Here is a 22,438-nt window from a genome sequence, read left to right as displayed (position 1 = left end):
CCACCGTGAGACTAACCGGCGGGGATCGCCAGCATGGCGCCGGCCTGCACGCTGTCGCCGCTCATCCGGTTCGCGTTCTTGAGCGCGCTCACGCTCACGCCATACTGGCGCGCGATGCTGCCCAGGCTCTCGCCGCGGTTGACCTTGTGCAGGTCGCGCACGCCGGCGTCGGCGCGGGCGGCCGACGGCGTACCCGGCTTGCCGGCCGACGCCAGTTGCACGCCGCTACGCTGCGCGGCCTGCGCCGCGAACCATGTGCCCTGCGGGGGCGAGCTTTCGAAGTAACTTTTCACCCCGCCCATCACGGCCGCCGCCAGCTTTTTCTGGTGCGCCGGATCTCGCAGCTTGCGCTCTTCGGCGGGATTGCTGATGAAGGCCGTCTCGACCAGGATCGAGGGCACGTCGGGCGAACGCAGCACCACGAAATTGGCTTTCTCCACATAGCCGCGATGGGTCGGGCCGAGCTGGGCCAGCGCCTTCAGCACATTGCGGGCCACCACGTCGCTGGCCTGCATCGCCCAGCCCTGCTGCAGGTCGAGCAACACCTTGGCCAGGCCGTCGTCCTTGTCGTCCAGCGTGGTGCCGCCGATCAGGTCGGCGCGGTTCTCGCGATCGGCCAGCCAGCGCGCGGCCTCGCTGGTCTTGCCGCGCGGCGACAGCACCCACACGGACGAGCCCCGGGCGTCGTCCCGGGTGAACGAGTCGGCGTGGATGGAAACGAACAGGTCGGCGTTGTTCTCGCGCGCGATCTTGTAGCGCTGCTTCAGCGGAATGTAGAAATCGCTGTCGCGGGTCAGCACGGCCTTCATGCCGGGCTGGCGGTTGATCATCGCAGCCAGGTCGCGCGCCACCGCCAGGGTGACGTTCTTTTCCTGGGTGCCGCTGGGGCCGTGGGCGCCGGAATCCTTGCCGCCGTGGCCGGCATCGATCGCCACCACCACCGCGCGCTGGCCGTTCAACAGCGCCGCCGCCTGCTGGGTGGAGGCGCGGCTGCTGTGCGCGGGCGCGGCCGATGGCGTGGCCGCCGTGTCGGCCACCCGATCGGCGGCGGCACGGTCGGGGTAAAGGTCGAGCACGAGGCGGTAGTTCTTTCCGCTCTCGGGCTCCAGTACGAAACTCTTCAGGTGGCTGCCCGGATCGACCTTGGCCGTGAGCTGCAGGTTGTTGCCGATGCGGGCGTGGCTCATGCCGCGCAACAGGCCTTGCGCCGCCGGGTCGGAAAAGCTGCGGCTGAAACCGCTGTTGGGCAGGTCGATCAGGACCTCGCCACCATCCTGGCGGATCTTGTAATGCAGCTTGCCGGCCGCGTCGATCACCACGCGGGTGTAGTCCGGCCCGGCCCATACCCGCACACCTTCCAGATTGGCCGCGTGAACGGCGGCCAGCGGCGCCATCGCCGCGGCCGCGGCGACCATCGCGCCACGGCGAAAGATGCTGTTCAGGTAACCGGCCATGCGCCGCATTGAAACGCACGTGCCCGCGGATTGCAAGGGGTTTTCCCTTGAATATCCATAACCTGCGGATGTTTTGTCAGGCAATGTCCAGCTATGGGGCGCAAGTAGCGCATTTCGCAGGTATCGGTTTGTCGCCTTGGCCGCCGACTATTTCGAACGAAAACGCGGGTTTGCGGCATCCATGCGCTCGAGCAAGCGCCGGCCCCGGGCCGTGAACACCTGCGCGGCCGCACGGCGCCCGGCGCCGGCGTAATCCATGTGCAAGGCCAGATCGGCCGCGGGCAACGCACCGGCGCCGCGCTCGGGCCACTCCACCAACACCAGCGCCGCGGGATCGGCCAGCGCATCCAGGCCCAGCCATTCCAGCTCGCCCGGATCGCCGATGCGATAGAGGTCCAGGTGCCAGGCCGGCATGGCCGGCGCCTGGTAACCCTCGATCAGGCTGTAGGTGGGGCTCTTGATCCGCTCGCCCACGCCCAATGCCGTCAGCAGCGCCCGCGCAAGACTGGTCTTGCCGGCGCCCAGCGGGCCGTGCAGATAGACCACCGCACCTTCGTGCATCGCCGCGGCCACACGCGTGCCCAGGGCAATGGTGGCGGCCTCGTCGGGCAGGTCCCAGCTGGCGTCATGTGGCGAATCAGGCATAAAGGAAAGCTCCGTCGGGCAGCGAGTTGCCCAGGGCGCGCAAGGGATCGAGCAGGTCACTGGCCAGCAGGCCACGCTCGCCCTGACGTGCCGCGAGATCACCGGCGCGCGCATGCAGCCCCACCGCCAGGCAGGCCGCGTCCCACGGCTGGCATCCCTGCGCCAGCATGGCGGCGACGACGCCGGTGAGCAGGTCGCCCATGCCACCGGACGCCATCCCGGGGTTGCCCCACGGACAGACGTCCAGACGTCCATCCGGATCGGCGATGAGGCTGCCCGCGCCTTTCAGCACCACGACCGCGCCATGGCGACGGGCAAGCTCGCGCGCGGCGGAAAAGCGGTCGCGCTCGATGTCGTCGACGGCCACGCCGAGCAGCCGTGCCGCCTCGCCGGGGTGCGGCGTCAGCACTGTGGGTGTCGAAAAGACGCGCGGCTCGCGCGCCAGCAAATTCAGGCCATCGGCATCCAGCACGGTCGGCTTGCCGGCGTCCAATGCGGTCAGCCACAACGCGTGTCCCCACGCGGCCTTGCCCAGGCCCGGCCCCAGCGCCAGCACGCTGGCACGTTCCAGCATCGGTTCCAGCGCCTGCGGGCCACCCACGGCGTGCGCCATCAGTTCCGGGCGCGCGGCGTTCAGTGCAGACACGTGTTCGGCGCGGGTCGCGACGCTGACCAGGCCAGCACCTGCGCGCAAGGCGGCCTCGCCGGCCAGCCGTGCGGCACCGGCCATGCCATGGTCGCCACCGATCACCAGCACGTGGCCGTTGTCGCCCTTGTTGGCATGGCGGGCGCGTGGCGGCAGCGTCTCGGCGGCAAGCAGCAGCGCATCGGGTCGAAGCGGCGCATACACGCTTTCCGGCACGCCCAGCGTCGCCAACTCCAATACGCCGACCTGATCGACGGCGCGGCCGGTATGCATCCCGCGCTTGTGCGCGATGAAGGTGACGGTGACGTCGGCGCGGATCACCGCGCCGGGGCAATCGCCGCTGTCGGCCAAGAGGCCCGATGGCAGGTCGAGCGCGAGCACGGGCGTGGCGCTGGCGTTGATCGCGTCGATGAGCGCTGACTCCGCGGCACCCGGCGCTCGGCTGAAACCGATGCCGTACATGGCGTCGACATGCACGTCGACGGCGGGCAACGGCTCCGCGCCAGTCCATCGCCGCACGCTTCCGCCGGCGGCCCGCCACGCGGCACGCGCCTGCGCCGCCTCGCCCCGCGAACTTTCGGTGAGCGCCACCACATCGACCTGCAAGCCGGCCTGGCGCGCCAGCACGCCCAACAGGAAACCGTCGCCGCCGTTGTTGCCGGGGCCGCAATGGATCGCAATCCGCGCCGCCTGCGGCCAGTGCCGGCGCAGGGTATCGAGGGCGGCATGCGCTGCCCGCAACATCAGCTCGTGGTTGCTGACGGCCAGCGCGTCCAGCGCGCCGTGCTCCAGCGCGCGCACCTGGTCGACGGTGTAGAGGGCACGATGCGGCGAGGTAGGCATCGGCAAATTATAAACCTGCGCACGATCTACAATGCCCGGATGTCCGCCGCAGACGTCCCTTCCACCACCGACTTCGTCGCGCTGGCCCGCGACATCAAGCGTTGGGCGCACGAGCTGGGTTTCGCCAACACCGGCATCAGCGGCATCGACCTGGAAGATGACGAGGCGCACCTGCAGCGCTGGCTCGACGCAGGCCATCACGGCGACATGGATTACATGGCCCGTCATGGCAGCAAGCGCACGCGGCCGGCGGAACTGGAGCCAGGCACGCAGCGGGTGATCTCGGTGCGCATGGATTACACCCCGCCGGGCACCGCGAACGCCTGGGACGTGCTGGGTGACGCGCAGGCGGGCTATGTGTCGCGCTACGCGCTTGGCCGCGACTACCACAAGCTGATGCGCAGCCGGCTGCAGAAGCTGGCCGAGCGCATCCAGGGCGTGGTCGGCGACTTCGGCTACCGGGCGTACGTGGACTCCGCGCCGGTGATGGAGAAAGCGCTGGCGCGCAACGCGGGCCTGGGATGGATCGGCAAGCACACGGTGCTGATCAATCGCCGCGCCGGTTCGTATTTCTTCCTGGGCGAGCTGTACACCGACCTGCCGCTGCCGGTCGACCCGCCCGCCAGCGCGCACTGCGGCACCTGCACGCGCTGCATCGACGTCTGCCCCACTCAGGCGATCATCGGGCCTTATCAGCTGGACGCGAAGCGCTGCATTTCCTATCTCACGATCGAGCTCAAGGGCAGCATCCCCGAGGACCTGCGCGCACCGATGGGCAACCGCATCTTCGGCTGCGACGACTGCCAGCTGGTCTGCCCGTGGAACAAGTTCGCGCAGGAAACCAGCGAGCCGGACTTCGCGCCGCGGCACAGCCTGGACGGCGCGAAGCTGGTGGAGCTGTTCGGCTGGACCGAGCAGGAATTCCTCAAGCGCACCGAGGGCATGGCGATCCGCCGCACCGGTTACGAGGGCTGGCTGCGCAATATCGCGGTGGCGCTGGGCAATGCGCCGCGCTCAACCGGGATTGTCGCGGCGCTGCAGGCGCGCGCCGATCATCCGTCACCGATCGTGCGCGAGCATGTGGCCTGGGCGCTGGCGCGGCAGCGCGGCTAGGCCGGCCGGCTCAGGAGATCCCGGCCATCTGCTTGGGGATGGCGCGATTGGTGTGACTGATGCGGTTGTGCGCGCCCACGTAGACCAGGGTGGGCTGGTAGGTTTCCAGCTCCGCCTCGCTCAATTGCACGAACGCGGCGATGATCACCAGATCGCCCGGCTGCGCGCTGCGTGCCGCGCTGCCATTGACCGAGATGATGCCCGACCCCTCTTCCGCGCGCAGCGCATAGGTGACGAAGCGCTGGCCGCTGTTGACGTTCCAGGCGTGGATCTGCTCGTACTCGCGGATGCCCGAGGCATCGAGCAGCACGCCGTCGATCGCGATCGAACCCTCGTAGTGCAACTCCGCGTGGGTCACGGTGGCGCGATGGATCTTGGCCTTGAGCATGTTCAGGTGCATGACGATGATTTCCAGCAGCGAGCTGCGCAAAGCGACATTATACGGCCCGCGCGTCGCTGCGTCGCAACATGACGCCCGGCACGGTAGCCGCGGCGGATGTCAGTCGAGCAGCAGGTTGTCGATCAGTCGCGTGCTACCCAGCCGCGCCGCCACCAGCGCCACCAGCCGCTCGCCGGCCTGGCCGGTGGGCTCGGTCAGCTGGTCGGCGCAGCGGATCACCGCGTAATCCGGCGCGAAACCGGCACGCACCAGCCGCGCGTGCGCGGCCTGCTCCACCGCCTGCCATGCGTGGCCTGCATCCAGCAGCTCGCGCATCTGCAGCAGCGTGGAATGGATATACGGCGCGCGGCTGCGCTCCTCGGGCGACAGGTACTGGTTGCGCGAACTCAGCGCCAGGCCGTCGTCGGCGCGCATGATGGGCGCCGAAACCACTTTGATCGGCAGCGAGAGATCGCGCACCATGCGTTCGATCACCTTCAGCTGCTGGAAATCCTTCTGGCCGAACACGGCCAGATCCGGCTGCACCAGGTTGAACAGCTTGCACACCACCGTGGCCATGCCATCGAAATGGCCAGGCCGATGCGCGCCCTCCAGCATCGTGGTGATCTGCGGCACGCGCAGCAGCACGCTGTTGGCGGGGCCAAACGGATAGAGCGTGGCCACTTCCGGCGCAAACAGCAGGTCGCACCCCTGCTCGCTCAACGCGGCGCTGTCCTGCGCCAGCGTGCGCGGATAGCGCTCGAAATCCTCGTTCGGGCCGAACTGGGTCGGGTTGACGAAGACGCTCGCCACCACCTTGTCGGCGCGGGCGCGCGCCAGCCGGATCAGCGACTGGTGCCCGGCGTGCAGGTTGCCCATGGTGGGCACGAAACCCACGGTCTGGCCCTGCGAACGCCAGCCCCGGATGGTGGCGCGAAGCGCGGCGGCGTCCTGGACGGTTTGCATGGGTCAAATTCCGTCAGTCAGCTGAAGCAGTGCTCGGGACCGGGAAAGGCGCCGCTGCGCACGTCGGCGGTGTAGGCGCCGATGGCCGCGGCGATCGAGCCGTTGCCGGCCAGGAAATCCTTGCTGAATTTCGGCCGCTTGCCCGGCGTGATGCCCAGCATGTCATGGATCACCAGCACCTGCCCGTCGCAATGCGGGCCGGCGCCGATACCGACGACCGGAATCTGCAGCGCGCCGGTCACCCGCTCGCCCAGCGCGGTCGGTACGCCTTCGAGCACCAGCAAGTCGGCGCCGGCGCCCTGCACGGCCAGCGCCTCGGCCACGATGCGGTCGGCGGCGGCCTCGTCGCGCCCCTGCACCCGGAAGCCGCCGAACTTGTGCACCGACTGCGGAGTGAGGCCCAGGTGCGCACAGACGGGAATCGCGCGCACGGCCAGCGCTTCGATGATCGCCAGCACGTGCGGCGCGGCGCCCTCGATCTTCACCATCGCCGCGCCCGCCTCGCCCACCAGCCGCGTGGCCGCCTCCATCGCGTGGGCGATGTCGCGGTCGGCCATGAACGGCAGGTCGGCCACCAGCATCGTGGCGGACAGGCCGCGCGCCACGGCGCTGGTGTGGTAGACCATCTGGTCCAGCGTTACCGGCAAGGTGCTGGCGCGGCCCTGCACCACCATGCCCAGCGAATCGCCTACCAGCGCGACATCGACGCCGGCGTTTTCCAGGTGCCACGCAAAACTCGCGTCGTAGGCGGTAAGCATCACGATGCGCTGGCCAGCCGCCTTCATGGCGTGCAGGCCCGGCACGGTGACCGGCTTGCGCGGCGGGGCTTCGGCATTCTGTACGTACACGGCACTTCCTGCGGCGATCAAACGGCAATTATCCGGCGGATCGCGATCTTGCCTCAAGCCAGCGCTACACAACCGTGAATATCGATCCGCGCCAGCAGCTGCGCCACCGTACCGGCCGGCAATGGCAGCCCCGGCGCCACGTCGGCCAGCGGCAACAGCACGAAGGCGCGCTCGGCGATGCGCGGATGGGGTACGGTCAGCCGCGTGTCGTCGATCTGGACGCCATCCATGTACAGGAGATCCAGGTCCAGCGTGCGCGGCCCGTTGCGCTGGACGCGGACGCGACCGGCCTGTTGTTCGATTGCATGCAAGGCATCGAGCAAGGCATGCGGCGCCAGGCCGGTGTCGATGACCACCACCGCGTTGACGAAATCCGGCTGGTCGAGAACACCCCAAGGTGGCGTGCGATACAGCTTCGAGCGCTGCAGCACATGGCTGTCCGGCAGCGCCTGCAAGGCTTCCATCGCATCGAGCACCTGCTGGCGCGGATCACCCAGGTTGCTGCCCAGGGCAATGAAGGCCCGCGTCACGCCGATCCCGCGTTGCCCGGTTTGCGCCGGCGCCGCCGCGGGCGCGGCGGCTTGCCCGCGGGCGCGGCAGCGGGCGGTTCGCTGGCGGCGCTGCCGCCACCGGCCGGCAGCGCGGCGGCGAGCACGTCGGGCGGCAGCTGCTGCGCGTGCGCCCACCACTGGCCCAGTTGCAGTGTCGCCGGCGACTCGTCGGCGCGCAGCAGCAGGAAATCGAAGGCGGCGCGGAAACGCGGGTGCGCCATCAGGCGGAACACGCGCTTGCGCTGCACTTGCTCGAAGCGCGGTTGCAGCGACCAGATCTCCTCCATCGTGAAGGTGAACCGGCGCGGGATGGCCACCCGCTGGCACTGCTCGCCAACCACCTGCGCCGCCGCGCGTGCCCAGGCATCGGTGCGATCGATACCACGGCCAATCAGCTGGTGCGCCACGTCGCGCACCTCGCCCCACAGCAACACCGCAAACAGGAATGCAGGTGTCACCGACTTGCCCTCGCGCACCCGCGCATCGGTGTTGGCCAGGCCGTGCTCGACCAGCGCACGCAGCGCGGCATCGCCCCGCTTGAGCGCCCGCGCGGTGGCGGGAAACATGAACTTCACCAGGCCGCACTGCTCCAGCATGTGGAAGCTCTTCAGCCCGTTGCCGCTCAGGAACATCTTCAGCGACTCGTCGAACAGGCGCGCCGGCGCGGCGTCGCCCAGCAATGGGCCCAGCGATTCGAACGGCGCCATCGCGGCCGCGTCGATGTGCATCTCCAGCTTGGCCGCCAGTCGGGCCGCGCGCAGCATGCGCACCGGGTCCTCGCGATAACGCGTTTCCGGATCGCCGATCAGGCGCAGCACGCGATCGTGCAGGTCCTGCATGCCGCCCACGTAGTCGCGCACGGAAAAATCGCTGATGTCGTAGTACATCGCGTTGACGCGGAAGTCGCGGCGGATCGCGTCCTCCTCGATCGTGCCCCAGATGTTGTCCCGCACGATGCGGCCGTCGACGATGCTGCGGTCGCCCTCGCAGCCTTCCTCGCCAAGGCCGCGAAAGGTGGCCACCTCGATGATCTCCGGGCCGAACACCACATGCGCCAGGCGGAAACGGCGGCCGATCAGGCGGCAATTGCGAAACAGCCGCTTTACCTCGTCGGGGGTGGCGCTGGTGGCTACGTCGAAGTCCTTAGGCTGCAGCCCCAGCAACAAGTCGCGCACGGCGCCGCCGACCAGGTAGGCGGTGTAGCCGGCCTCGTTCAGGCGGTACAACACGCGCAACGCCGCCTTGCTGATGTTCTTGCGCGAGATGATGTGCTGGTCGCGCGGAATGATCGTCAGCGCGGGCGGAACGTGGGTTCTTTGGTCGAGGTTCAAGCGGTCTGAATCCTTCCAGGTGCGCGGCACCGATGACTATATCAATCACGGCGATCGATGCCGCCGATGCATTGGATGCCTGATCGCCGCGGCAACCAGGCGCTTGCGGCGGCGTGGACGATTGACCGGCGGCAGGGCATTGCCGCCCGAAACAATTTCGCTATACTAGCGCGCCTCGCAAGAGAACGCTCCCTTCGTCTAGTGGTCCAGGACACTGCCCTCTCAAGGCGGGAACACGAGTTCGAACCTCGTAGGGAGCACCAATTTACTTGTGCAATCTTCCGTGATTGCCGTTGTCGGGAAGGATTCCGGCAACCCGGCCAAGCTTGGCGTTGGCCAGACCAGAAGCGGTCATCCATGGCCGCACTCTCCGCAAGAGCGTTCGGTCGCACACGGCTCGACGGTTCGATCGCCGCTCCATTCAAAGCAGACTAGCGTTCATGACTTTCGTCGTCGTCGACAACTGCATCAAGTGCAAGTACACCGACTGCGTTGAAGTTTGCCCGGTCGATGCCTTTCGCGAAGGCCCCAATTTTCTCGCCATCGACCCCGACGACTGCATCGATTGCACGCTGTGCGAGCCCGAGTGCCCCGCCAACGCGATCTATCCCGAGGACGACGTGCCAGCCGGGCAGGAGGCGTTCGTGGCGCTCAACGCGGAGCTGGCCCGCGGCTGGCCGGTGATCACCGAACGGAAGGACGCCCCCGCCGACGCCAGCGAATGGGACGGCAAGCCGGACAAGCTGCCGCTGCTGCAGCGCTGACGCTGACCATGCACCATGAAAAAAGCCGCCCCTGGGCGGCTTTTTTCATGGCGTTTCGCCGGGCTTATCGCACCAGCTCCTTCTTCAGCGCGTCGATGACCTTGCCCACCGCGTTGACGCGGCCCTTGGCGCGGACTTCGCTGCCGTAGGTGCCGCTGTCGCCGACGGTCACCACGACTTGCTGCGCCGCCCCGCCCGACGCGGTGGCATCGTTGCGCTTCTCGCGGTGGAACATGCGGCCGAAGAAACCCCTCTTCTTCCCGGACACGCCGGTAACGGCAACCGTGTAGCTGTGCGCGGCATCGTCTTGGGCGACCACCTGGCCCGCCTTGCCCTCCTGCAGCAACCGGCCGACCTTCTGGTAGACCGAATCGATGGGGCCTTCGGCGATGAAGCCGTCCGAGACCTCGCCGGCGGCCGCGCCGACGGTCGCCCTGGCACCGTTGGCGGTCGGCTGGTTGGCGCCGGGCGGCGGGATGTTCAGCGCCGCGGTGGCCGAGGGCGTATCCAGGCCCGGCGGAATCTCCAGCGGCGATTCCTGCACGGCGGTCTCCCATGCCTTGTGCGAGCGGAACATGCCGCAACCGGCGAGCAGCAAACCGCAGAGGGCAAGCGCGGGCACGGTGACGAGGAGCGAAGTTTTCTTCATGTAGTGGGATTCCGTGGAAGGATCGGGCCGCCGCGACGCCGCAGCGCGTCAGGCAGCAGTGGCCAAGGATGCCAGACTGGACAGTGCTTGGCGCAGTCGGGCACGTTCCGGGCCTTCGTTCAATTCGACAAGCGGCAACCGCGGCAACGCCAAGCCAAGACCCAGTTCCGGCAGCCCCGCCTTGACCGCGATCGGGTTGGGCGCGCAGTTGAGCGCCTTCAGCAACGGCTCCAGGTTTGCCAGGCAACGCGCCGCCGCTTCCCTGTCGCCGCCGACCGCCGTATCGCACAGTTCACGAAACGCCTTGGGCGCCAGGTTGGCCACCACCGAGACGGTGCCGTTCGCCCCGGCAAGCATGGCGTCGGTCGCGGTAGCGTCGTCACCGGACAGGTAGACGAAATTCTCGCCCGCAAGTTCCGCAAGCGCGCGGATGCGTTCGGCATCGCCGCGGGCTTCCTTGATGCCGATGATCGCCGGATGGTCGCGCAGGAGCGCCACGGTCTCGGGCAGCATGTCGCAGGCGGTGCGGATGGAAACGTTGTAGAGCAGCAGCGGCAGGCCGCCGTGGTCGGCAACCTCCAGGAAATGGCGGCGCATGCCTTCCTGGGTCGGACGCACGTAATAAGGCACCACCACCAACGCCGCATCGGCGCCAAGCGCCTGCGCGCGCCGCGTGGCCGCCACCGTCTTGGCCGTGCCCGCTTCGCCGGTGCCGGCGATCACCGGCACCCGGCCGTTCACATGACGAACGGCGAACGCCAGCAGGCGGTCGAATTCCTCGGGCTCCAGCATGTGTGCTTCGCCGGTGGAACCGGCCACCACCACGCCCTGCGTACCGCCCGCCAATTGATAGTCGAGCAAGCGGCCGAACGCCGCCAGATCGACCGCGCCATCGGCGGCAAACGGGGTGACCAACGCACAGATGCTTCCACGAATGTTCAAGACAAGTCCCGCCCGGCAATCAGCCGTGTATGTTACTTGCGGGCTCGCTGGACGGGCAAGTAAGCTCGAACGGAGTCATCCCGCATCATGCGGACTTCCCACGGGCAAATCTCTTGAAATCTTCTTCCGCTTCCCCCGCCCGCGCGGGTGTCGACGAGCAGTTGCTGATCCAGGTACTGACGCCGGCACTGCAGTCGCCGTTGCTGACGTTGGCACGCCGCATTGCCGATGCCGGCTGCAACCTGGCCGAGGCGAGGGTGTCGACGATCGGCACCGAAATCTCGCTGATGCTGCTGGCCACCGGGGCCTGGGACGCGCTGGCCAAGCTGGAATCGGCGTTGACCAAGCTGGCCCGCGACGAGAGCCTGCGGCTGGTGCACTACCGCACCCGGCCGCGTGCGAACAGTTCGCACCTGTTGCCGTATCTGGTCGAAGTGGTGGCGGCCGACCGGCCCGGCATCGTGGCGCGCATCGTGGAATTCTTCAGCCAGCACGGGATCAGCGTGGAGCAGCTCAACTCCACCCGCTACCAGGCCATGCAGACCGGGGCGGAAATGTTCCAGGCCCAGTTCACCATCGGCATTCCGTCGGAAATCCACATCGCAGCGCTGCGCGACGACTTTCTCGAGCTGTGCGATGGGCTGAATCTGGACGCGATCATGGACCCGGTGAAGTTCTGAGGATGGCGCGATCCACCGGCGCTGGCAAGGCCTGTCATCCGCTGCGCCGCAAGCGCTAGTCTTCGCCCATGCGGCCGTCGCCGCGATGGAGCGTCCATGCCCGAAATCGGCAAGAAAACACCACCGCTCACCGGCCCCACCGGCACCGGTGAACCACTGAAACTGGCCGCGCTGAAAGGCCAATGGGTCGTCCTCTACTTCTACCCGAAGGACAGCACCCCCGGTTGCACTACCGAGGCGCAGGATTTCCGCGACCTCCATCCGCAGTTCCGCCAGCGCAATGCGCAAATCGTTGGCGTGTCGCGCGACACCACCGCCTCGCATGCCAGGTTTGCGGAAAAGCAGGCGCTGCCGTTTCCGCTGGTATCCGACCCGGACGAAACCTGGTGCAAGGCATTCGACGTGATCCACGAGAAGGTGCTGTACGGCAAGCGCCACATGGGCGTGGTGCGCAGCACCTTCCTGATCGACCCCGACGGCAGGCTGGCGCGCGAGTGGCGCAAGGTGAAAGTCGCCGGCCACGCGCAGGAAGTGCTCGACGCCATCCCGACCGCGTGAGCGCACACCCCGCCTCGTTGCTTTCCGCGTGGCACGCCACGCGTCTCCGCCCGCGACCGCAGCATCGCGATCCCTCTCCCACCACCCGCGAGGATTCTTCCGCATGACCGGAAGCAAGCGCATCTACGCCCTGGACACCAACGTCCTGCTGCATGACCCGACCTCGCTGTTCCACTTCGAGGAACACGACGTCTTCATCCCGATGACCGTGCTGGAGGAACTGGACGAGAAAAAGAAGGGCGCCTCGGAGGTGTCGCGCAACGGCCGCCAGGTCAGCCGCTTTCTCAACGAGCTGATCGAGCGCGGCAAGCAGCACGACCTGGCCGACGGGCTGGAACTGAGCAACCCCGAAGGAGTCAAGCTCAAGCGCGGATCGGCGGTGGGCCGGCTGTATTTCCAGCAGCGCGTCAGCAACGGCCACGGCAAGGCCGACAACCAGATCCTGGCCGCGGTGATCGAACTGCGCGAGCAGCATCCGGATCGCGCGGTGATCCTGGTCACCAAGGACATCAACCTGCGGATCAAGGCCAGCATCCAGGGCATCACCGCGGAGGATTACGAGAACGATCGCGCACTGGACGATTTCTCGCTGCTCTACACCGGCGTGGAGGCCTTGCCGGAGGATTTCTGGGAGCAGCACCCCGAAGTCGAGTCGTGGACCGAGCGCGGCCGCACCTATTACCGCCTCGACCGCCACGAGAGCGAGGAGTGGTATCCCAACCAATGCCTGTACATGCCCGGCGAAGGCGGCATCGAGCTGCGCGTGATGGAAGTGGGCGAGGACACCGCGACCCTGGTGCTGCTGGACGACCACTCGCATGCCAACCACCACGTCTGGGGCATCGGCGCGCGCAACCGCGAGCAGAACTTCGCGCTCAATGCGCTGATGGACCCGGACATCGACTTCGTCACCCTGCTCGGCAATGCCGGCACCGGCAAGACCCTGCTGGCGCTGGCCGCCGGCCTGGCGCAGGTGATGGACCAGCAGCGCTACCGCGAGATCATCATGACCCGCGCCACGGTGAGCGTGGGCGAGGACATCGGCTTCCTGCCCGGCACCGAGGAGGAAAAGATGACGCCGTGGATGGGCGCGCTCACCGACAACCTCGAAGTGCTGGCCAATCCGGAGGACGGCGGCAGCTGGGGCCGCCAGGCCACCAACGACCTGCTCGCCTCGCGCATCAAGATCCGCTCGCTGAACTTCATGCGCGGGCGCACCTTCCTGTCGCGCTACCTGATCATCGACGAGGCGCAGAACCTCACCCCGAAGCAGATGAAAACCCTGATCACCCGCGCCGGCCCCGGCACCAAGATCGTCTGCCTGGGCAACGTCGAGCAGATCGACACGCCCTACCTCACCGAAACCACCTCCGGCCTCACCTACGCGGTGGACCGCTTCAAGCAATGGGAGCATTCGGCGCATGTCACCTTGCGTCGGGGCGAACGGTCGCGGCTGGCGGATTTTGCGGCAGAAACGCTTTAAGGCGAGGAGTGAGTGGGGAGAAGTGAGAAGTGAGTGAAAGCAGAAGCGCCGTGCACTTCGCTTTTACTCAGTTCTCACTCCTCTTCACTCGCTTCCCAGGCGATAGAATGAGCCGGCGCCTCCGCCTGACCCGCCGAACACCGCCATGATCCTCACCCCCCGTCTCATCCTGCTTGCCGTCTTCGTTTTCTTCGTGCTGTGCGTGCTGCTGGTGCACCTGCGCGGGCGCGTGCGGCTGCGTTTCGATCGCCAGCTGGTGGACCACTCGGCGGTGTTCGCGCCGTACAACCTGCTGATGTACGCGTTCTCGGCGGTGCCCGCGAAACCCATCCTGGACCGCCGCGGCTTTCCGGAGCTGGACCTGCTGCAGGCCAACTGGCAAACCATCCGCGACGAGGCGCTGCACCTCACCGATGCCGGCCATATCCGCGGCACCACGGCGAACAATGACGCCAGCTTCAACAGCTTCATCAAGCAAGGCTGGAAGCGCTTCTACCTGAAGTGGTACGGCGAGCCGCTGCCTTCGGCGCAGGCCCTGTGCCCGAAGACGGTGGAACTGCTCAACGCCATCCCCGGCATCAAGGCGGCGATGTTCGCCACGCTGGCCCCCAACAGCAAGCTCAACCCGCATCGCGACCCGTTCGCCGGCTCGCTGCGCTACCACCTGGGCCTGATCACGCCGAACTCGCGCGATTGCCGCATCTTCGTCGATGGTGAAGAACACGCCTGGGGCGACGGCAAGGACGTGGTGTTCGACGAGACCTTCGTGCATTGGGTGGAGAACAAGACCGACCAGACCCGGGTGATCCTGTTCGCCGACGTGGAGCGCCCGCTGCGCACGCGCTGGATGAGCGCGATCAACCACCGCGTGGGCGCGTTCATGGGCAAGATCACGGCCTCGCCCAACAGCGACACCGGCGCCGACAAGACCGGCTTCGTGAACCGCCTCTACGCGCTCAGCCAGCGCAAGGGCGCCACCCACCGCTGGAAGGTCGAGTTCAAGCGCCGGCATCGCAAGCTGTACAAGGCGGGCAAGTACATCGGCATCCTGCTCCTGCTGTGGTTGATCTTCCTGGCGCCCTGGCCCTTGTTCCGGTGAGCGGTCACGTCTGGCGGTAGCGGCGCGTCCTGGCTCGGTCAACTTCCGGAGCGTCCGATGGATCAACAAACGGCCCTGTTCCAGCAACACCGACCCCGCCTGTTCGGCCTGGCCTACCGCATGCTGGGCACGCCAGCCGACGCCGAGGACGTGCTGCACGATGCCTGGTTGCGCTGGCACGCGCAGGACACCTCGGCGCTGGATGATCCGGAGGCCTGGCTGGTCACCGTCACCACGCGCATCGCGCTGGACCGGCTGCGCCGGGCGAAGACCGAACGCGAGCACTACGCCGGGCCGTGGCTGCCCGAGCCGCTGGTGGACGATCCCGCGCCCGCGGCCGCCACTGGCGGCGACACGCCGGAGACGGCGCTGCAGCGCGACCAGACCCTCACGCTCTCCTTCCTCACCCTGCTCGAACGGCTGGGCCCGGACGAGCGCGCCGCCTTCCTGCTCAACGAGGTGTTCGACTACAGCCACGCCGAGGCCGCAGCCATCCTGGGCATCGCCGAGAACGCCTGCCGCCAGCGCGTGCATCGCGCCAGGGCGAGGCTGCGCGAGGATCGCCCGCGCTTCAACGTGGACGCGCGGGCGCAGCAGCGCCTGCTGCAGCGTTTCGTGGCGGCGATGGAGCATCCCACCCTGGATTCGCTGCGTGCGCTGTTTGCCGAGGATGCCGTTCACATCAGCGACGGCGGCGGCGTGGTCACCGCCACCCTGCATGCGTTGCACGGCGCCGACCGACTGGCTCGGCTGTATCTGCAGATCGCCCACAACACCCGCCTGCAGCCCCTGCGCTATACCGCGCTGACGCTGAACGGCGCGCCCGCCCTGCTGGCCTGGTCGGGCGACACCTTGACCACGGTGATCTGGATCGAGGGCGACGGCGAGCACATTCGCGCCATCCACGCTCTGCGCCACCCGGGCAAGCTGGCGCGCCTCGCCGCCACGGTAACGAACCGGGCGGCCGGCGCGTCCTTGCAGTGAATGGCCCGCCGCGGCCATCGCCCTACCGACATCAGGAGTTTTCCATGACCCGCATTTCCATCCAGCGCCACTACGCCGCCATGCAGCCGCTGCTCACGCTAGGCCAGGAGATCCGCGCGCGCGGCCACCTCGACGCCAAGCTGGTCGAACTGGTGCTGATGCGCTGTTCGCAGATCAACGGCTGCGCCTTCTGCCTGGACATGCACAGCAAGGACGCCCGCGCCGCCGGCGAAACCGAGCAACGCCTGTACCTGCTCCCCGCCTGGCGCGAGACCCGGCTGTTCAGCGAGAGCGAGCAGGCCGCACTGGCCTTCGCCGAGGAGCTCACCGAACTGCCCTCGCATGAATCGGTATCCGACGCGCTGTACGCGCAGCTGCGCCAGCACCTCGACGAGGCCGCGGTGATCGACCTGACCCTGCTGGTCGGCCTGATCAACAGCTGGAACCGTCTCAACATCGCCGTGCGCACCGAAGGCGGCCACTACAAGCCCGCCGCGCACTGACGCCGGAAACGACAAGGCCGCGGGCGACACCGCGGCCTTGCGTGTCGCTGGCGCCGACGGTCAGCCCTTGACGCGCTTGACGATCGCGTCGGCAAAACTGTCGGTGCTGCCCTTGCCGCCGATGTCCGGCGTCACGCTGTCGCGGTCGTTGGTCATGGTGTCGCGGATCGCCTGGCGCAGCTTGTCGCCCTTGGCCACCATGTCCAGGTGGTCGAGCATGTCGGCGGCGGCCAGCAGCAGCGCGCACGGGTTGGCGATGCCCTTGCCCGCGATGTCCGGCGCCGAGCCGTGCACGGCCTCGAAGATCGCCGCGTGCTCGCCGATGTTGTCGCCCGGCGCCAGGCCCAGGCCGCCGACCAGGCCGGCGCACAGGTCCGACAGGATGTCGCCGAACAGGTTGGTGGTGACGATCACGTCGAACTGTTCGGGGCGCATCACCAGCTGCATGCAGGTGTTGTCCACGATCATCTCGTTGAACTCGATCTGCGGGTAATCCTTCGCGATCTCGCGCGCCACGTTGAGGAACAGGCCCGAGCTGGTCTTCAGGATGTTCGCCTTGTGCACGGCGGTGACCTTCTTGCGGCCCTTCTTCACCGCCAGCTCGAACGCGTAACGCACGATGCGGCTGCTGCCCTTGCGGGTGTTGCGCGCGACCGACTCGGCGATCTCACCATCTTCCGACAGCGTCTGCCCTTCGGAGCGGTAGGCGCCCTCGGTGTTCTCGCGCACGGTGATGATGTCGATGTTCTCGTAGCGCGATTTCGTGCCGGGGAAGCTCACCGCCGGGCGCACGTTCGCGTACAGGTCGAAGTGGCGGCGCAGGGTCACGTTGACCGAGGTGAAGCCGCCGCCGATCGGCGTGGTCAGCGGGCCTTTCAGCGCCACCTTGTGCTCGGCGATCTTGTCCAGCGTGGCCTTCGGTAGCAGATCGCCGTGCTTGTCCAGCGCGACCATGCCGGCGTCGACGAAGTCGTACTTCAGGCCGCAGTCCAGCGCATCGAGCACGCGCAAGGTGGCGGTCATGATCTCGGGACCGATACCGTCGCCCGGGATCACCGCGATTGTGTTGCTCATGGGGGAAACTCCTTCGAATGGGGATACGCGACATCCGGACCGAACGTCGCGCGAAACCCATCGATTATCGCCGATAGGAGTGGCCGCCACCAGCGCGAAGCAGGCGCAGCGCCTTGAAAATACTCGCACGCAGCGTTGCATGATCCCGCAGGGTCAGGCGTGGTCGGGACAACTCGTGGCGCCGGTGTCGGCGCTGCCCTGCTCCAGCTGGTCGAGCAGGTCGACGGCGCGGCGCAGGTGCGGGATCACGATCGATCCACCCACCACCAGGCCAACGCTGAACACCTCGAAGAACTCATCCCGCTGCACGCCGGCTTCCTTGCACTGGGCCACGTGGTAGCTGATGCAGTCGTCGCAACGCAGCACCAGCGACGCGACCAGGCCCAGCATCTCCTTGGTCTTCACGTCCAGCGCGCCGGGCTTGTAGGTCTGCGTGTCCAGCGCGAAGAAGCGCCGGACCACCTGGTTGTCCTCGGCCAGGATCCGCTCGTTCATGCGCTGGCGGAAGGCGGTGAATTCGGCCAGGCGATCCTCGCTCACGCGGCGTCACCCAGCAGCTGCGCCAGCTTGCCGCTGCGGTCGGCGGCGACCAGGTCATCGAAGCCACCGACGTGCTCGTCGTTGATGAAGATCTGCGGCACGGTACGACGCCCGCCGCTGCGCTGGAGCATCGCATCGCGCTGCGCCGGGTCGGTGTCGACACGCACTTCCTGCCACTCCAGCCCTTTCGACTTGAGCAGGTTCTTGGCTGCGACACAGTAAGGGCAGACGGCGGTGGAATAGATCTCGATCTTCGGCATGGCGGCGCTCCGGGGGACGGTCAGAATGGTTCAGCCCACACATGCGTCCGCGCGAAAGCCAAATCAAGCATGTATCGGCCGGCCCCGGTGACGCGAACCGCGCCCGCGGCGCGCGGTCTGAATGATATTGTCGCCTCCTGATGACCATGCCAGCCCGCCACCGCACTCCACGTCTCCTGTCCGCCCTGATCCGCGCCTTGCTGTGCGGCACGGCCTGCCTTGCGCCGATCGCGATGGCGCAGGACAACGTTCGCCTGCCGGACCTGGGCAGTTCGGCGAATGCGCTGATCTCGAAGCAGGAAGCCCAGGCCTATGGCGCCTCCATGCTGCGCCAGATGCGTGCGCTGGACATGGTGGTCGACGATCCGCTGGTGGACGATTACATCAACGACCTGGGCTTCCGGCTGGTGGCCGCCTGCGCCAAGCCGGACGAGCATTTCTCGTTCTTCGTGGTCAAGGACCCGGAGATCAACGCCTTTGCGGCGCCGGGGGGCTACGTGGCGGTGAACGCCGGCCTGGTGGCGATCACCCGCAGCGAGAGCGAACTGGCCGGCGTGATCGCGCACGAGATCGGCCACATCACGCAGAACCACCTGCAGCGCGCGTTCGAGGCCTCCCGCAAGGACGCTCCCCTGATGGCGCTGGTGCTGCTGGGCGCGCTGGCCGCCGGCGCCGCCAACAACACCGGCGACGCGCCGATGGCGGTGCTGGCCGGCGGCCAGGGGCTGATCGCGCAACGGTCGATCAATTTCACCCGCAAGGACGAGATCGAGGCCGATCGCACCGGCATCCAGACCCTCGCCAACGCGGGCTTCGATCCGCGCGGCATGGCCGGTTTCTTCTCGCACATGCAGGACGTGCTCAGCGCCAACGCGGGCGGCATCGGCAATACGCCGAGCATGCTGCAGGATCACCCGGTGACCTCCGATCGCATCAGCGACGCGAAATCGCGCGCTGGCGGCCTGATCGCCGCGCAGAAGCTGCGTCCGAGCGGCAGCACCCTGGTCAAGAGTCATTGGGAAGCCACCACGGCGCCGATTCCGTTCGTGCGCGACGTCACCACCTTGTTCGACCCGTCGGCGCAGGAGCGCGGCCAGACCTATGCGCTGATGCGCGAGCGCCTGCGCGTGCTGACCGGCGACGCTTCCAAGGAAGCGCTGCAGTACCGCGCCAGTTTCGACAGGCCCGGCTTCGACACGCTCGCGACGCGCTATGGCTACGCCCTGGCGCTCACGCGCAGTGGCGATGGCACCCAGGCCATCGCGCAGTTGCAGCCGCTGATCGCAAAACAGCCGGACAACCTCATCCTGCAGCTGGCCATGGCGGAGGCGCACTTCCAGGCCGGCCAGCGCGCCGCCGCGCTGGCGCTCTACGAAAAACTCAACCTGCGCTCGCCCCGCAATCGCGCGGTGGCGCTGGCCTACGCCCAGGCTCTCACCACCGGCGGCTCGCCGGCCCAGGCGGCCACGGCCGCGGAACTGCTGCGTCCGCTGCTGAGCAACGCGGTGGAGCCCCAGCTCTACACTGCCTATGCCCGCGCCAGCGAGAAGGCCGGCGATACCGAGCGCGCGGGCGAGGCGTTCGCCGACGCCAGCTACTACTCGGGGCGCCCCTTCGACGCGATGGAACAACTCAAGCGCCTGCTCAAGCGCGACGACCTGGACTACTACGCCCGCGTCCGCATCCAGGCCCGCATCGCCGAACTCACGCCGCTGGTGCTGGAATTGCACAAGCGCAAGATCCAGACGGCGGACCGGCCGGAAGGCGACCGGTAGGGCAAAGCGGGGAGTCCTCGAGCGAGCCGACACACGCGGAAGGCCGAAGGCACCGTAATCCCCTCTCCCCTGCGGGGAGAGGGTTGGGAGAGGGGGACACGCCGCGGGGAGGCCACAACGATGCTGTACACGATGCCGAAAAGCTGCATTACCGATCTTCCCCGCAAGCACCGGCCCCCTCTCCCCAACCCTCTCCCCGCAGGGGAGAGGGGATTACGGTGCTTTTCGGCGCTACGGTGCAGCGATTACAGCCGACCGCAATGTTTCCCCGCGTTCTGTCATCCCCACGTAACATTCATCCCCTGAAATATCCCCGTCACAAGCCACCGGCCGAACCGTGCACAAACGCATACTCATCGTCGAAGATGAAGCATCCATTCGCGACATGGTGGCCTTCGCCCTGCGCAAGGCCGGAATGGAAGCGGCCCTGGCCGGCGATGCGCGCGAGGCGCAGCTGGCGATCGCCGAACGGGTGCCCGACCTGATCCTGCTGGACTGGATGCTGCCGGGCACCAGCGGGCTGGAACTGGCGCGGCGCTGGCGCAGGGAAGAGCTGAGCCGCGAGATACCGATCATCATGCTCACCGCGCGCGGCGAGGAGCTGGATCGCGTCAACGGTCTCGAGGCCGGCGTGGACGACTATGTGGTCAAGCCGTTTTCCACCCGCGAACTGATCGCCCGCATCAAGGCGGTCCTGCGCCGCAGCCAGGGCGACGACGGCGACGGCATGCTCGAGGGCGGCGGGCTGCGCATCGACGGCCCCGCGCACCGCGTGTTTGCCGGCGACGATCCGGTGCCGATCGGGCCCACCGAATACCGCCTGCTGCATTTCTTCATGACCCACGCCGAGCGCGTCTACTCGCGCGCGCAGTTGCTGGATCACGTGTGGGGCGGCAGCGTCTACGTGGAGGAGCGCACGGTCGACGTGCACATCCGCCGCCTGCGCAAGACGCTGGAGCCGTGGAAGCTGGACGACCTGGTGCAGACGGTGCGCGGCAGCGGCTACCGTTTCTCCACCCGCGCCTGACGACGGCGTCCGCACCACCGGAATGAAGCGCGCGATGTTTTCCACGAAACCTTCCTGGCAGCTACGCGCCCTGCTCCTTGCCGGCCTGGGCGCGGGCGCGCTGGGCGGCTGGCTGGCGGGGCGCGTGGCAGCCGGAATCGCCCTGGCCGCGATCGTCGAGATCGCCGCGTTGCTGGTCCACATCCACCGATCGGCACGCCAGCCGATCGGCGTCGAGGCTTTCGCGGCACGCAAGTCGCGACGACTGGCCGCCCATCTGCGCGACTTGCGTGCCACCGCGCGCCAGTGGCCCGACGCGGTGGTGATACTGGATCACGACCAGCGCATACGCTGGTTCAACCGCGCCGCCGAAACGCTGCTGGGCCTGCATCGACCGGCCGACCGCGGGGCGCGCTGGCCCGAGCGCATGGCCGGCACCGAACTGGCCGCATGCCTGGAGCCGGGCGCCGCCGAACGGCTGCACGAGATCGCCGCTCCCGGACACGCGGACAGCCTGCTCAGCATCGACCTGCTGCCGTTCGGCGAGCGCCAGCAGCTGTTGCTGGCGCGCGACGTCAGCCACATCAACCGGCTCGAACAGATCCGCCGCGATTTCGTGGCCAACGTATCGCACGAACTGCGCACGCCGCTGACGGTGATCCACGGCTATCTCGAATTGCTCGATCCCGACGACGTGCCCGAACTGGCCCCGGTACTGGCCGAGATGCGCGCGCAATCGCGGCGCATGGGCCAGATCGTGGAAGACCTGCTCACCCTGTCGCGGCTGGAAACCCAGCAGGACGTCACCGACGAGCGCGTGCCGATGGCCGCCCTGCTGGCCATCGTGCACAAGGAAGCGCTGGCGCTGAGCCAGGGGCGCCACCGGATCACGCTGGAGTCCACCGCGGCGCTGGACCTGCTCGGTTCGCCGCGCGATTTGCACAGCGCGCTGTCCAACCTGGTCAGCAACGCGGTGCGGTACACCCCGGCCGGCGGCAGCATCACGATCCGCTGGCAGCGCACGCCCGAGGGCGCGGCCTATTCGGTCAGTGACACCGGCTTCGGCATTTCCGCCACGCACCTGGCACGCCTCACCGAGCGGTTCTACCGCGTGTCCTCGAGCCGCTCGCGCGAAACCGGCGGCACCGGCCTGGGCCTGTCCATCGTCAAGCATGTGCTGAACCTGCATCAGGCGCGATTGCAGATCGACAGCGCGCCGGGCGCGGGCTCCACTTTTTCCTGCCATTTCGGCCACGCCCGCCTGCTGCCGCCCGAGCCGGCCTGATGCGCGGCGATCCGCCGCCGCGAAAGCCGCTGCAGGCGCAAGCGGGTGGCCTGGATGTGC

The 22,438-nt window shown here is 67.8% G+C and carries 24 protein-coding genes and 1 tRNA gene; 12 read left to right on the top strand and 13 right to left on the bottom strand.

Features of this window, described 5'->3' with window-relative positions; translation table 11 throughout:
* Positions 1–11: 11 nt before the first annotated feature.
* From ABD017_RS14465 to ABD017_RS14455, 3 genes are all read right to left on the bottom strand, one after another.
* Complete coding sequence (locus ABD017_RS14465) at positions 12–1,454, bottom strand: N-acetylmuramoyl-L-alanine amidase family protein (RefSeq protein ID WP_343883477.1); 1,443 nt, start codon at positions 1,452–1,454, stop codon at positions 12–14.
* Between the two features lie 147 nt (positions 1,455–1,601).
* Positions 1,602–2,099 (bottom strand): tRNA (adenosine(37)-N6)-threonylcarbamoyltransferase complex ATPase subunit type 1 TsaE, encoded by a 498-nt coding sequence (tsaE, locus tag ABD017_RS14460; protein ID WP_343883476.1) that lies wholly within the window; start codon positions 2,097–2,099, stop codon positions 1,602–1,604.
* Complete coding sequence (locus tag ABD017_RS14455) at positions 2,092–3,588, bottom strand: NAD(P)H-hydrate dehydratase (RefSeq protein WP_343883475.1); 1,497 nt, start codon at positions 3,586–3,588, stop codon at positions 2,092–2,094. The genes tsaE and ABD017_RS14455 overlap by 8 nt, the downstream gene beginning before the upstream one ends.
* A gap of 39 nt (positions 3,589–3,627) precedes the next feature.
* Between ABD017_RS14455 and queG the strand changes: the two genes are divergently transcribed.
* Positions 3,628–4,701 carry a tRNA epoxyqueuosine(34) reductase QueG gene (gene queG, locus ABD017_RS14450; RefSeq protein WP_343883474.1) on the top strand — a complete coding sequence of 358 codons (1,074 nt, stop codon included), beginning with the start codon at positions 3,628–3,630 and terminating at the stop codon, positions 4,699–4,701.
* Positions 4,702–4,711: 10 nt separating this feature from the next.
* On the opposite strand, the gene panD is transcribed toward queG, so the two are convergent.
* The 5 genes from panD to pcnB all read right to left on the bottom strand — a co-directional run bounded on the left by panD (position 4,712) and on the right by pcnB (position 8,776).
* A complete protein-coding gene (gene panD, locus ABD017_RS14445; protein ID WP_343883473.1) occupies positions 4,712–5,101 on the bottom strand; it encodes an aspartate 1-decarboxylase in 390 nt (129 codons plus the stop codon).
* A gap of 99 nt (positions 5,102–5,200) precedes the next feature.
* On the bottom strand, positions 5,201–6,046 hold the full coding sequence (gene panC, locus ABD017_RS14440; protein ID WP_343883472.1) for a pantoate--beta-alanine ligase: 846 nt from the start codon (positions 6,044–6,046) through the stop codon (positions 5,201–5,203).
* A 17-nt stretch (positions 6,047–6,063) separates the two neighbouring features.
* Positions 6,064–6,894 carry a 3-methyl-2-oxobutanoate hydroxymethyltransferase gene (gene panB / locus ABD017_RS14435; RefSeq protein WP_343883471.1) on the bottom strand — a complete coding sequence of 277 codons (831 nt, stop codon included), beginning with the start codon at positions 6,892–6,894 and terminating at the stop codon, positions 6,064–6,066.
* Positions 6,895–6,947: 53 nt separating this feature from the next.
* Positions 6,948–7,424, bottom strand: coding sequence for a 2-amino-4-hydroxy-6-hydroxymethyldihydropteridine diphosphokinase (gene folK / locus ABD017_RS14430; protein ID WP_343883470.1), 477 nt, complete (start codon positions 7,422–7,424; stop codon positions 6,948–6,950).
* Positions 7,421–8,776, bottom strand: a complete 1,356-nt coding sequence (pcnB, locus tag ABD017_RS14425) for a polynucleotide adenylyltransferase PcnB (RefSeq protein WP_343883469.1) — start codon at positions 8,774–8,776, stop codon at positions 7,421–7,423. Before pcnB ends, folK begins: the two co-directional genes overlap by 4 nt.
* A 187-nt stretch (positions 8,777–8,963) precedes the next feature.
* Here pcnB and ABD017_RS14420 point away from each other — a divergent pair.
* Together ABD017_RS14420 and fdxA are read left to right on the top strand one after the other, a co-directional pair.
* A tRNA-Glu gene (locus tag ABD017_RS14420) sits at positions 8,964–9,039 on the top strand.
* 177 nt (positions 9,040–9,216) lie between these two features.
* Positions 9,217–9,540 (top strand): ferredoxin FdxA, encoded by a 324-nt coding sequence (gene fdxA, locus ABD017_RS14415; protein ID WP_343883468.1) that lies wholly within the window; start codon positions 9,217–9,219, stop codon positions 9,538–9,540.
* A 64-nt stretch (positions 9,541–9,604) separates the two neighbouring features.
* Here the strand turns inward: fdxA and ABD017_RS14410 are convergent, their stop codons facing one another.
* Together ABD017_RS14410 and dapA are read right to left on the bottom strand one after the other, a co-directional pair.
* Complete coding sequence (locus ABD017_RS14410; RefSeq protein WP_343883467.1) at positions 9,605–10,189, bottom strand: hypothetical protein; 585 nt, start codon at positions 10,187–10,189, stop codon at positions 9,605–9,607.
* Positions 10,190–10,237: 48 nt separating this feature from the next.
* Positions 10,238–11,131: a 4-hydroxy-tetrahydrodipicolinate synthase gene (dapA, locus tag ABD017_RS14405; protein WP_343883466.1), complete on the bottom strand. Its 894-nt coding sequence runs from the start codon at positions 11,129–11,131 to the stop codon at positions 10,238–10,240.
* Between the two features lie 113 nt (positions 11,132–11,244).
* On the opposite strand from dapA, the gene ABD017_RS14400 reads away from it, so the two are divergent.
* The 6 genes from ABD017_RS14400 to ABD017_RS14375 all read left to right on the top strand — a co-directional run bounded on the left by ABD017_RS14400 (position 11,245) and on the right by ABD017_RS14375 (position 16,438).
* A complete protein-coding gene (locus ABD017_RS14400; RefSeq protein WP_425543743.1) occupies positions 11,245–11,811 on the top strand; it encodes a glycine cleavage system transcriptional repressor in 567 nt (188 codons plus the stop codon).
* Between the two features lie 96 nt (positions 11,812–11,907).
* Positions 11,908–12,369 carry a peroxiredoxin gene (locus ABD017_RS14395; RefSeq protein ID WP_343883465.1) on the top strand — a complete coding sequence of 154 codons (462 nt, stop codon included), beginning with the start codon at positions 11,908–11,910 and terminating at the stop codon, positions 12,367–12,369.
* Positions 12,370–12,472: 103 nt separating this feature from the next.
* Complete coding sequence (locus ABD017_RS14390; protein ID WP_343883464.1) at positions 12,473–13,852, top strand: PhoH family protein; 1,380 nt, start codon at positions 12,473–12,475, stop codon at positions 13,850–13,852.
* 145 nt (positions 13,853–13,997) lie between these two features.
* Positions 13,998–14,951 carry an aspartyl/asparaginyl beta-hydroxylase domain-containing protein gene (locus ABD017_RS14385; protein WP_343883463.1) on the top strand — a complete coding sequence of 318 codons (954 nt, stop codon included), beginning with the start codon at positions 13,998–14,000 and terminating at the stop codon, positions 14,949–14,951.
* Positions 14,952–15,008: 57 nt separating this feature from the next.
* Entirely contained in the window at positions 15,009–15,935 is a 927-nt protein-coding gene (sigJ, locus tag ABD017_RS14380) for an RNA polymerase sigma factor SigJ (protein ID WP_343883462.1), read from the top strand.
* Between the two features lie 44 nt (positions 15,936–15,979).
* Positions 15,980–16,438: a carboxymuconolactone decarboxylase family protein gene (locus ABD017_RS14375; protein WP_343883461.1), complete on the top strand. Its 459-nt coding sequence runs from the start codon at positions 15,980–15,982 to the stop codon at positions 16,436–16,438.
* A gap of 60 nt (positions 16,439–16,498) precedes the next feature.
* Here the strand turns inward: ABD017_RS14375 and ABD017_RS14370 are convergent, their stop codons facing one another.
* The 3 genes from ABD017_RS14370 to grxC form a co-directional block, all read right to left on the bottom strand.
* Positions 16,499–17,512, bottom strand: a complete 1,014-nt coding sequence (locus ABD017_RS14370) for an isocitrate dehydrogenase (protein ID WP_343883460.1) — start codon at positions 17,510–17,512, stop codon at positions 16,499–16,501.
* 153 nt (positions 17,513–17,665) lie between these two features.
* On the bottom strand, positions 17,666–18,007 hold the full coding sequence (locus ABD017_RS14365; protein WP_343883777.1) for a carboxymuconolactone decarboxylase family protein: 342 nt from the start codon (positions 18,005–18,007) through the stop codon (positions 17,666–17,668).
* Between the two features lie 41 nt (positions 18,008–18,048).
* Positions 18,049–18,312: a glutaredoxin 3 gene (gene grxC / locus ABD017_RS14360; protein ID WP_343883459.1), complete on the bottom strand. Its 264-nt coding sequence runs from the start codon at positions 18,310–18,312 to the stop codon at positions 18,049–18,051.
* Positions 18,313–18,452: 140 nt separating this feature from the next.
* Here grxC and ABD017_RS14355 point away from each other — a divergent pair, with 140 nt between their 5' ends.
* From ABD017_RS14355 to phoR, 3 genes are all read left to right on the top strand, one after another.
* Positions 18,453–20,087: a M48 family metalloprotease gene (locus ABD017_RS14355; protein ID WP_343883458.1), complete on the top strand. Its 1,635-nt coding sequence runs from the start codon at positions 18,453–18,455 to the stop codon at positions 20,085–20,087.
* Positions 20,088–20,424: 337 nt separating this feature from the next.
* Positions 20,425–21,114: a phosphate regulon transcriptional regulator PhoB gene (phoB, locus tag ABD017_RS14350; protein ID WP_343883457.1), complete on the top strand. Its 690-nt coding sequence runs from the start codon at positions 20,425–20,427 to the stop codon at positions 21,112–21,114.
* A gap of 34 nt (positions 21,115–21,148) precedes the next feature.
* Complete coding sequence (gene phoR, locus ABD017_RS14345) at positions 21,149–22,378, top strand: phosphate regulon sensor histidine kinase PhoR (RefSeq protein WP_343883456.1); 1,230 nt, start codon at positions 21,149–21,151, stop codon at positions 22,376–22,378.
* Positions 22,379–22,438: the final 60 nt, after the last annotated feature.

It is taken from the genome of Rhodanobacter caeni (genome assembly GCF_039523575.1).
GTDB lineage: Bacteria > Pseudomonadota > Gammaproteobacteria > Xanthomonadales > Rhodanobacteraceae > Rhodanobacter > Rhodanobacter caeni.
This window is presented reverse-complemented; position numbering and strand designations above follow the sequence as displayed.

What these genes read in the sequence shown, in the direction of transcription:
- ABD017_RS14465 (WP_343883477.1), bottom strand. Translation starts at nt 1,454, where the DNA reads ATGGCCGGTTACCTGAACAGCATCTTTCGCCGTGGCGCGATGGTCGCC.
- tsaE (WP_343883476.1), bottom strand. Translation starts at nt 2,099, where the DNA reads ATGCCTGATTCGCCACATGACGCCAGCTGGGACCTGCCCGACGAGGCC.
- ABD017_RS14455 (WP_343883475.1), bottom strand. Translation starts at nt 3,588, where the DNA reads ATGCCTACCTCGCCGCATCGTGCCCTCTACACCGTCGACCAGGTGCGC.
- queG (WP_343883474.1), top strand. Translation starts at nt 3,628, where the DNA reads ATGTCCGCCGCAGACGTCCCTTCCACCACCGACTTCGTCGCGCTGGCC.
- panD (WP_343883473.1), bottom strand. Translation starts at nt 5,101, where the DNA reads ATGCACCTGAACATGCTCAAGGCCAAGATCCATCGCGCCACCGTGACC.
- panC (WP_343883472.1), bottom strand. Translation starts at nt 6,046, where the DNA reads ATGCAAACCGTCCAGGACGCCGCCGCGCTTCGCGCCACCATCCGGGGC.
- fdxA (WP_343883468.1), top strand. Translation starts at nt 9,217, where the DNA reads ATGACTTTCGTCGTCGTCGACAACTGCATCAAGTGCAAGTACACCGAC.
- ABD017_RS14410 (WP_343883467.1), bottom strand. Translation starts at nt 10,189, where the DNA reads ATGAAGAAAACTTCGCTCCTCGTCACCGTGCCCGCGCTTGCCCTCTGC.
- ABD017_RS14395 (WP_343883465.1), top strand. Translation starts at nt 11,908, where the DNA reads ATGCCCGAAATCGGCAAGAAAACACCACCGCTCACCGGCCCCACCGGC.
- ABD017_RS14390 (WP_343883464.1), top strand. Translation starts at nt 12,473, where the DNA reads ATGACCGGAAGCAAGCGCATCTACGCCCTGGACACCAACGTCCTGCTG.
- ABD017_RS14385 (WP_343883463.1), top strand. Translation starts at nt 13,998, where the DNA reads ATGATCCTCACCCCCCGTCTCATCCTGCTTGCCGTCTTCGTTTTCTTC.
- sigJ (WP_343883462.1), top strand. Translation starts at nt 15,009, where the DNA reads ATGGATCAACAAACGGCCCTGTTCCAGCAACACCGACCCCGCCTGTTC.
- ABD017_RS14375 (WP_343883461.1), top strand. Translation starts at nt 15,980, where the DNA reads ATGACCCGCATTTCCATCCAGCGCCACTACGCCGCCATGCAGCCGCTG.
- ABD017_RS14370 (WP_343883460.1), bottom strand. Translation starts at nt 17,512, where the DNA reads ATGAGCAACACAATCGCGGTGATCCCGGGCGACGGTATCGGTCCCGAG.
- ABD017_RS14365 (WP_343883777.1), bottom strand. Translation starts at nt 18,007, where the DNA reads ATGAACGAGCGGATCCTGGCCGAGGACAACCAGGTGGTCCGGCGCTTC.
- grxC (WP_343883459.1), bottom strand. Translation starts at nt 18,312, where the DNA reads ATGCCGAAGATCGAGATCTATTCCACCGCCGTCTGCCCTTACTGTGTC.
- ABD017_RS14355 (WP_343883458.1), top strand. Translation starts at nt 18,453, where the DNA reads ATGACCATGCCAGCCCGCCACCGCACTCCACGTCTCCTGTCCGCCCTG.
- phoR (WP_343883456.1), top strand. Translation starts at nt 21,149, where the DNA reads ATGTTTTCCACGAAACCTTCCTGGCAGCTACGCGCCCTGCTCCTTGCC.